The sequence below is a fragment of the Candidatus Chordibacter forsetii genome, assembly GCF_964187505.1.
Taxonomy (GTDB): Bacteria; Verrucomicrobiota; Verrucomicrobiia; order Opitutales; family Seribacteraceae; genus Chordibacter; species Chordibacter forsetii.
Genome location: NZ_CAXLML010000028.1, coordinates 1 through 8,271, shown reverse-complemented (window position 1 = coordinate 8,271; position 8,271 = coordinate 1). Strand labels below are relative to the sequence as shown.

The window sequence follows — 8,271 nt, the reverse complement described above, 5'->3', positions numbered from 1 at the left end:
CCGGGCAGCCGATCTGAGATTGGACACGGAAGAGGGTGCTTTTGCCGACCTCGGGGGATACCGTGCGATCACACCGGGTGATCCTGAGGAAAGTGAAATCTTTTGGCGGATCGAATCGGAAGAGGAGGACGAAATTATGCCCCCACCCGACTCTCAGATGTTCATGGGCATGTAGTAAAAAAACTCTTAGCATAGAGCTTTCCTTCAATGCCCCATTAAATTCAATTTTATGAACTCCAGCATATTAGCCTTCATTTTCTTTTTACTTTGCGGAAGTATTTATTCGTGGGCGAAGCCAGAAGACCTGCCCAATGTGGTAATGATCCTTAGTGATGACCAAGGATACGCAGACTATGGATTTATGGGGCACGAAATGATCGAAACTCCAAACCTCGACCGGCTCGCCTCTCAAAGCTTACGATATGACCGTGGCTATGTAACCACTGCCCTATGCAGTTCCTCACTGACCACAATGCTTACCGGTCTCTACCCCCATGAGCACGGAACCACGGGGAATGACCCGCTCAAGGGAATCAGCCGGCAGCCATGGATTGATAAATTCAAAAACTCGCCCCAGTTGCCCAAGCTGCTGGCCAAGCATGGATACATCAGCTTACACACCGGTAAGTACTGGCATGCACATCCTAAATATTCCGGTTTCACCCATGATATGGGAGCTACCCAAAGGCATGGGTCCGCCTACTCCCTAAGTATTGGCCGGGATACTATGAAGCCTATCTCCGACTTCCTCCGTGAAGCCAAGGGAAAGGAAAAACCGTTCTTTATTTGGTACGCTCCATTCCTCCCTCACACCCCGCACAATCCCCCAGCCGATTTAGAAAAAAAATACCGTGACATCGGAGCAGGCGGACAGGCAAAATATTATGCGATGTGCGAATGGTTTGATCAAAGTTGCGGACAATTGCTTGATGATCTGGATAATCTGAAATTGTCTGACAATACCCTGGTGGTTTATGCATGCGATAATGGCTGGGGAAGGCTCGACGGGAAGAGAGGCTCCGTTAAAGCATCCCCCTACGAGCAAGGTGTTCGTACGCCAATCATGTTTCGATGGCCCGCTAAAATTTCTCCTCTAATCAATTCCACCGAGCTTGCCAGCAACCTCGACCTTGTGCCCACTATTCTAAAAGCCTGCGGCATAAAACCGGATGAGAAGATGAGCGGAATTAATCTATTAAATCCCAAGGCAGTCAAAAAAAGAAAGTCCATCTTCCTCGAAAATTTCACTCATGATATGCTCGATGTTGACCGCCCGGAAACCGCTCTCCGTGCACGATCAATAGTAGAGCAAAACTGGAAACTGACTCGATGGACGGAACCTCACGAAAAGCTCAAATCCATGGGCTGGCAAATTGGAATACCTCAGGAAAAAGTGGAACTCTTTGATCTCACGAAAGATCCATTAGAGAGTACTAATGTGTCTACCCTCCATCCTAAGAAAGTAGAAGAGCTGACCAAACAACTTAACTCCTGGTGGAACCTCCAAGTTGTAGGAAAAAAGTAGTTACTTCTTTTTCTGCAAAGACTTGGTGTTTGGACCCACGATTTCCACAAAGTTACCGTCCGGGTCCTTGAGCATCAACAAACACAAATCCTGTGGGAAACCCTTGGGCAGAATCTGTGGGCTCTTGGCATAAGCCTCGCAACCATGCTTCTTGGCATTGGCCATGACTAGATCCACATCCTCCACAAATATGGTAAGGTAAGAAAACCCGGCAACGGTATGGATGTATGGTTGATCAATGTTGCGGGCAGGCTTTTTGGAATCCACCTGCATCACTTTCAACTTGGTCGCTGACTCCTCTTCCCCCAGTACCAAAACATGGACATTGAGGCTGGACCCATCGGTCAGTCCGACTGCCTTGGGGAACTTGCCCTTCACTTCAAACCCGGGTACTTCCTGAAAGCCGATTACATCTTTATAAAAGGCTATGGACTTTTTCGCATCGGTCACTACGACTCCTAAGTCGATGGTTTGGCGTGAGAAGTTAGACTTTGCCCAGACCGAGGAGCAAGCAACTAGCATGAGCGAGGATAAAAGAATTTTGAATTTCTGTATATTCATGTTTGTTAGATTGCTATGCTGAATCAAATCAATCAATGGCGAAGTAATATCCGAGGGTTAAATTCCTAGATTTAGCCCGATCCAAAACTCCCATATAACCCTAACTGGAAGGCTTTAAATGATCAGCACTCAATCGCCTTAATATCGTAAGGCAACAGATATTTTACGCAATATTTGGCAGTATAGGATTGAAATAACTAGATTAAAATAATGATTTGTACCTTAACCCGAATTAATTCCTTTTTCAGCTCAGACGAAACCATTGCCCTAATTTTTCACATGCTATTACCACAATACTTAATTAGCTTTGTTGTACTTTTTCAGATAAGCTTACCCCTGCTCTCTCATGCGACAGAAGAGGTTGAATCTGTGTCTACAGAAAGCCCTGCCCTCCTCTTTTACGGGAACTCTATGATCGAGCGTCTTCTCGAATATGGGGGCATGGAAGCACGCCTGCAAATTGCCACATCCGGGAAGGGCCTAAAAATTAGGAGCCTAGCCTGGACCGGAGATGAAGTGGGTAACCGCCTACGACTTGAGGGATACCCAAAGCACATGAAAAACCTAATCAAGCAGTGGCCCTCCAATGTGCTCGTTCTGGGATATGGCATGAACGAAGCCTTTCATGGAGCCGAGGGACTGCCTCAATTTAAGCGTGATTACCAAAGCCACATCCAACAACTCGCAAAAACTCACCCAAAGGCAAAGTTTGTGCTCTTGTCTCCCACTGCTGCCCAGCACCCCGTTTCCGACCTCAATGAGAACCTAAAACTTTACCGCAACGCTATCTCCAAACTGGCCCAAAAAAACCAGGCTTTCTTTATCGATCTCTTCTCCCCCACCCTCAATTCGAGCAGTCGGTTAACTGAAAACGGCATCCATTTAAATGACTTAGGAAACAAACAAATTGGCTCCATCATTGCTCAGGAACTGCTTGGTTATCTAGGTGTAAAAAACACAAAGCCCGCTTCCGAAAATCACATCCACGAGGTTCGCCAGGCTGCCTCGGCCAAACATAACCGGGTAGCCGAAGTGGTACGCCCGAAGAACGCGGTAGTCTATTTTGGGGTAAGGGCAAGGCCTTATGAATATGCCGGGGAAATACCCAGGTATCATAAAATGATCGAACTCACCGAGGAGATCGTGCACCGAATGGCAGCTGAACCGAAATTAAAATTCGCTAATTTGGAAAGACCTTCACTTGATCCGATGCCATCTGGAAAAGGGCACGATGATGGTAAGCGTACAGGTATCATTAAACCGCCTACGGATGCCATGGCTGAATTTACCGTGGCCGATGGTTATGCCGTTAATCTATTTGCTTCCGAGGAGCAATTCCCAGAATTACGTAACCCCGTACAAATGGCTTTTGATGCCAAAGGGAGGTTATGGGTGGTAACGATGCCATCCTTTCCGCATACAGTTCCTGGTCTCTCTCCTGAAGATAAGTTAATCATCCTCGAAGACACGGATAGGGACGGCAAAGCCGATAAGTGCACAACTTTTGCGGAAAACCTCGATGCACTGGACGGGATCGCCTTTCATCATCAGGGAGTGATTGTATCGGAACAACCACGCCTGCTGTTAATGCGGGATGAAGATGGGGACGACCGTGCGGACTGGCAGCACGAGCTCCTTCGGGGAATTGATGTAACTGACTCCCACCATGGCGGGATGATCGCAACTGATCCTCATGGAGATATTTTGTTTTGTGACGGAGTCTTTCACCGCTCCCAACTGGAAACCCCCTTTGGAGTCCACCGTGGAATAGACTCAACTACCTACCGCCTAGATCCCGCTACAGGAAGAATCAATACAGAGTGGCAGCATACAACACCCAACCCCTGGAATATCACCTTTGATCGATGGGGAAATACTTTTCAAATGTATGGAGATGGCGATGTCTATGATGGCACTTCCTTGATCTGGACTCCGTTGGGAGGATACATGCCCTATGCCTATGCTCGAATCACTAGCTATGGCAAAGGTTGCGGAACCTCATCTATTTCTAGCACAAACTTCCCAGACGAATACCAGAATGGCATCGCCTCTGCCTCACTGCTTGGTCGATATGCGGTTAATCTTACTATTCTTAACACCGACCGTGGCATGTTTAAGCAAAAGAGTTACCAAACAATTTTAAGCTCACCCAATGCTGCCTTCCGACCAGCTGATCTCGAGTTTGGAATGGATGGGGCACTCTATATTTCTGACTTTTCCAGTCCAATCATTGGGCATGCCCAGCACCCGATGAGAGATCCTCACTGGGATCATGATTATGGACGTATCTGGCGGGTCGTACATACCGGTAAGCCCATCGTTAAAGAGTGGCCAAAAATAGAAGGTGCGACTCTAAACGATTTATGCAAACTCTTGGTACACCCGCAAAATCTTATCCGCCACCATACCCGGATTGAACTGAGGAAACATGGCAAGAAGGCCATTTCGGCTATTGATCAATGGATCAAAGCATTTGATCCCAAAGCGGATAATTTCGAACAGGCTATGCTCGAAAGCATTTTTGTATGCGAAGGACTGGGGCAGGCACGTTCCGACTTGATTGAACAACTAGCTAAATCTAAGTCCTACCTTTTTCGCGGAGCAGCAGTTCGCACCCTACGCTTACAGGCAGACCGAATTAGTAACACAAAAGAGATGCTCACTACCTTTGCCAAAGATGCACACCCACGCGTGCTCATGGAAGTAATTAATGCGGTGGCTCACTTGCGCCCGCACATGCCTGAAGTTGAGAGTTCTATAACGGGCATCAATACAAAAAATCCAGATGTAAAAAACTCGCTTGCCTATCTGGATTTAGGTACGGAACCGTTGAAGGGCAGTAGTGTGCCAGTACTGGAGGTTTCTAAAAGCTCACAACTAACTCAATGGATTGGATACGAGGATAAAAACAAAACCAATCCAGTTGAATATCAGATTGGTAAATCAAAGTTACCCGGTACTGGATTCTTTCGTTCCTTTATTTATTCAGATAAGGCCCAATCCGCTACCATCGGGGTCAACCACAAGAACTTGGAAGTATACCTGAATGGCATATTAAAATTTAGCCAGAACTCACTTTGGAGTGGAGATCAGCAAATCAATGTGGAATTACGCAGCGGTTTAAATGTCTTTGAGTTCGTTTTCCTCAAAGGTAGGAGGGCAGCTAGATTCATGCCTGCTGTCTATGTCTATGACCCCTTGGGCAACCCTTTGCCTGATGCACAATATTTAACAAACCTAGATCAATTAAGAAAAGCCGATAAAGAACACCAACAGGAAATGGCCAAGGCAGGTAACATCCTCCGGGTTCAGGCGGCTCCCGAACTTCAGTTTGCTCCCAAAAGATTGCAAGTTCAGGCAGGCACCAAAGTAACACTTATTTTTTCTAATCCGGATGTCATGCTCCACAACTGGTTGCTAGGGAAACCAGGCAGTGCCGAGGAAATTGGAGAATTTGCGGATAAAATGGCCTCCACCGCGGATGGCTTTCAAAAGGGCTACATTCCCGAAAGTGACAAAATCCTGGTATCTTCCAAGCTGTTATCCCCCAATAAATCCCAAGAAATCGAATTTGAGGCACCGGATCAGCCAGGTGACTATCCCTACCTCTGCACCTTCCCCGGGCACTGGCGAATGATGCAGGGGATTCTTACGGTGAAAGCGGCTCCGTGAAATATCACCTCTGTTTATTCTTTGTGACTGCCTGGTTTTGCTTTGGTGAAACCAAGTGCGAGTTCTTCTCCTTATTTGATGGCAAAACCCTCAAAGGCTGGAGGGCATCTCCTGGCGGAAAGTGGGAAGTAAAAGATGGAGTATTATTAGGAACCAGCCAGAAAGTGGACAAACGGCATGGCATCCTGTTTTCCGAGAAAGAATATTCCGATTTCATTCTTCGGGCAAAGTTCCGAATATTACAGGGAAACAGTGGATTTTACTTCCGTGCCGAGAACCGTAATACCCCAATCAGAGCCTATGGATTTCAGGCGGAAATCGACCGCACTCAGAATACTGGTGGTTTGTATGAAACAGGGGGACGGGCATGGGTTGCCAGGCCTGATCAGCAAGTAATTAAGGAACGAAAATATCTACCAGGAGAATGGTCAGATCTGGAAATTCATGCAGGCGGCAAAAATGTATCCGTTCTTATAAATGGTATTCTGAGCACAGAATTAAAAAAAGACCCTGGTCGGACCAAGGGTTTTTTTGGCCTGCAACTCCACGGTGGGCAGGATATGCATGTGGAGTACAAAGACATCCGTCTGAAAAATTTGGACAGATAAAAAATCTTTCAAAAAATTTAATCCGCATTCCGGCAAAATAAACTCGTGCTTCCATAGATAAGCTATCGGCAAGTCAGTCTTTTCGATTGCCTGAAGATTTCTCTTTAGGTCTGATCTAATCCTTCATGCAGATCATACTCGCTCTATTACTTGTACCTCTATTTATTTACGCTCAGGACCTCCCGCCGGGCCAAATGCTCTTACCGGAAGAGGCCTTGCCTGAATACGAGGCCAAAATCGATCACGCCAGACTGATTCGAGATACATCCAAAAGCGTATTAAAACTGGGTAAGTCCGTCTACCAACAAAACTGTGCGAGTTGCCACGGCACCCCGAACACCCCGGGTTCTGTGCCCAATGCCTTGGGTTTTTGGGACGGGAAATTTCAGCACGGAAAAGATCCATATACCATGTACCTCACCCTGACTCGTGGATGGCGGATGATGGCCCCGCAAGCCATGCTCAAGCCCCGGGAAAAATACGCAGTGATCCACTACATTCAGGAGACATACTTAAAAAAACAAAACCCTGCGGAATACTTTAAGGTGAACCAGGAATACTTAAGCCAACTTCCCAAAGGACGAGATCTCGGACCCGCTCCGGAGAAAAGAAAACTCTGGGAGGAAATGGACTACGGAAATTTTTTAATGGGTACCTTTGAGATTGCTGACACCCAGGAACAAAAAGTCAGAAACTACGGGGTTGGAGCGACAAACAACCTCGCCTACAAGGGAATTGCCCAGCGCCTCGACCCCGGCCCAGGTGGCATTGCCAAGGGCCATACCTGGTCAGCCTTCGAACACGACACCTTGCGGGTAGCCGGAGTCTGGAGAGGAAATGGATTTATTGACTGGCGGGGAATCAACTTTGACGGGCAACATGCGATCCGTCCGCGTACCATTGGCGAACCCTTCCTCGAATGTGCCGACGGCCCAGGTTGGGCCAATCCGGAAACCGGTAAATTTGAAGACCTTCGCTTTCAGGCATCCGACGGAAATTATTACGGTCCCCTGCCCAAAAGTTGGTGCCAATACCATGGGCTATTTAAGTTTAACAATCAGGCGGTGCTTTATTATCAAGTCGGGGAGGTGAGAGTTAGTGAGATGCATGCTTTATCGGATGCCGGAACCTTTATTCGCCACTTGAATATTGGGAAAAGCGAGAAGGCACTTGTGTTTCGCACCCCGGGTAAATCCATCCGTGCAAATGTAAAAATTCTCACTGAGCAAGGAAGACCTGGGGAACAAGTGATTCGCTTATTGCCGGAACAAACTCCTCTCCAATTAGTTCTGCTTGCTGATGGAACTGAGAGCGAACCCATCCCCGCGAAGCTTAAATTTTATAATATTCTCAAAGATAAACTAAGTCACAGCCCTGCCCATGGTGGTATAGTTACGCAATGGCCCGACATTTTGAAGATCCCCATTGTAAGGGGAAAACAGGATGGGGCTTTCCAGTCTGACGAGTTCACCCTACCGGTTGACAATCCATGGAATGCACGACTGCGGGCTAGCGGACTGGACTTCTCTCCCGATGGTAAAAGTGCATACCTTTGTTTTTGGGACGGCGATGTCTGGAAAGTGGATGGCATAGCCGATGAATCCCGCAACTCGGTGGAGTGGAAAAGAATTGCTGCCGGATTATTTCAACCATTGGGCATCAAAATCAGGAATGGAGAAGTCTTTGTTTCCTGCCGGGATCAAATTGTTCGCCTGGTTGATTTAAACGGGGATGAAGAAACTGATTTTTACGAAGCATTTAATTCGGACCATCAGGTAACCGAGCATTTCCATGAATTTGCGATGGGGCTGCAGACAGATGAACAGGGTAATTTCTATTACGCCAAGAGTGCGAGGCATGCCCGCCCTCAGCTTATCCCTCATCATGGCACTCTGATCAAGGTAA

6 protein-coding genes are annotated in these 8,271 nt (G+C 47.2%); 5 read left to right on the top strand and 1 reads right to left on the bottom strand.

The features are described 5' to 3' along the window. Positions 1–13 precede the first annotated feature (13 nt). Both ACKPQ4_RS01205 and ACKPQ4_RS01200 read left to right on the top strand, forming a co-directional pair. Positions 14–175: a c-type cytochrome domain-containing protein gene (locus ACKPQ4_RS01205; protein ID WP_407679386.1), complete on the top strand. Its 162-nt coding sequence runs from the start codon at positions 14–16 to the stop codon at positions 173–175. Positions 176–229: 54 nt separating this feature from the next. Beyond that, a complete protein-coding gene (locus ACKPQ4_RS01200; protein WP_407679385.1) occupies positions 230–1,525 on the top strand; it encodes a sulfatase family protein in 1,296 nt (431 codons plus the stop codon). Here ACKPQ4_RS01200 and ACKPQ4_RS01195 read toward each other — a convergent pair whose 3' ends face one another. After that, positions 1,526–2,086: a VOC family protein gene (locus tag ACKPQ4_RS01195; RefSeq protein WP_407679384.1), complete on the bottom strand. Its 561-nt coding sequence runs from the start codon at positions 2,084–2,086 to the stop codon at positions 1,526–1,528. It abuts the gene before it with no gap. 279 nt (positions 2,087–2,365) lie between these two features. On the opposite strand from ACKPQ4_RS01195, the gene ACKPQ4_RS01190 reads away from it, so the two are divergent. The 3 genes from ACKPQ4_RS01190 to ACKPQ4_RS01180 all read left to right on the top strand — a co-directional run. Further along, entirely contained in the window at positions 2,366–5,758 is a 3,393-nt protein-coding gene (locus tag ACKPQ4_RS01190) for a PVC-type heme-binding CxxCH protein (RefSeq protein ID WP_407679383.1), read from the top strand. Beyond that, positions 5,755–6,366, top strand: coding sequence for a 3-keto-disaccharide hydrolase (locus ACKPQ4_RS01185; RefSeq protein ID WP_407679382.1), 612 nt, complete (start codon positions 5,755–5,757; stop codon positions 6,364–6,366). The genes ACKPQ4_RS01190 and ACKPQ4_RS01185 overlap by 4 nt, the downstream gene beginning before the upstream one ends. 125 nt (positions 6,367–6,491) lie before the next feature. After that, positions 6,492–8,271, top strand: a 1,780-nt coding sequence (locus tag ACKPQ4_RS01180) for a DUF6797 domain-containing protein (RefSeq protein WP_407679381.1), incomplete at its 3' end; no start/stop codon positions are given.

Bases quoted from the DNA above. Each gene is read 5' to 3' on its own strand.
- ACKPQ4_RS01200 (WP_407679385.1), top strand. From the start codon at position 230: ATGAACTCCAGCATATTAGCCTTCATTTTCTTTTTACTTTGCGGAAGT.
- ACKPQ4_RS01195 (WP_407679384.1), bottom strand. From the start codon at position 2,086: ATGAATATACAGAAATTCAAAATTCTTTTATCCTCGCTCATGCTAGTT.
- ACKPQ4_RS01190 (WP_407679383.1), top strand. From the start codon at position 2,366: ATGCTATTACCACAATACTTAATTAGCTTTGTTGTACTTTTTCAGATA.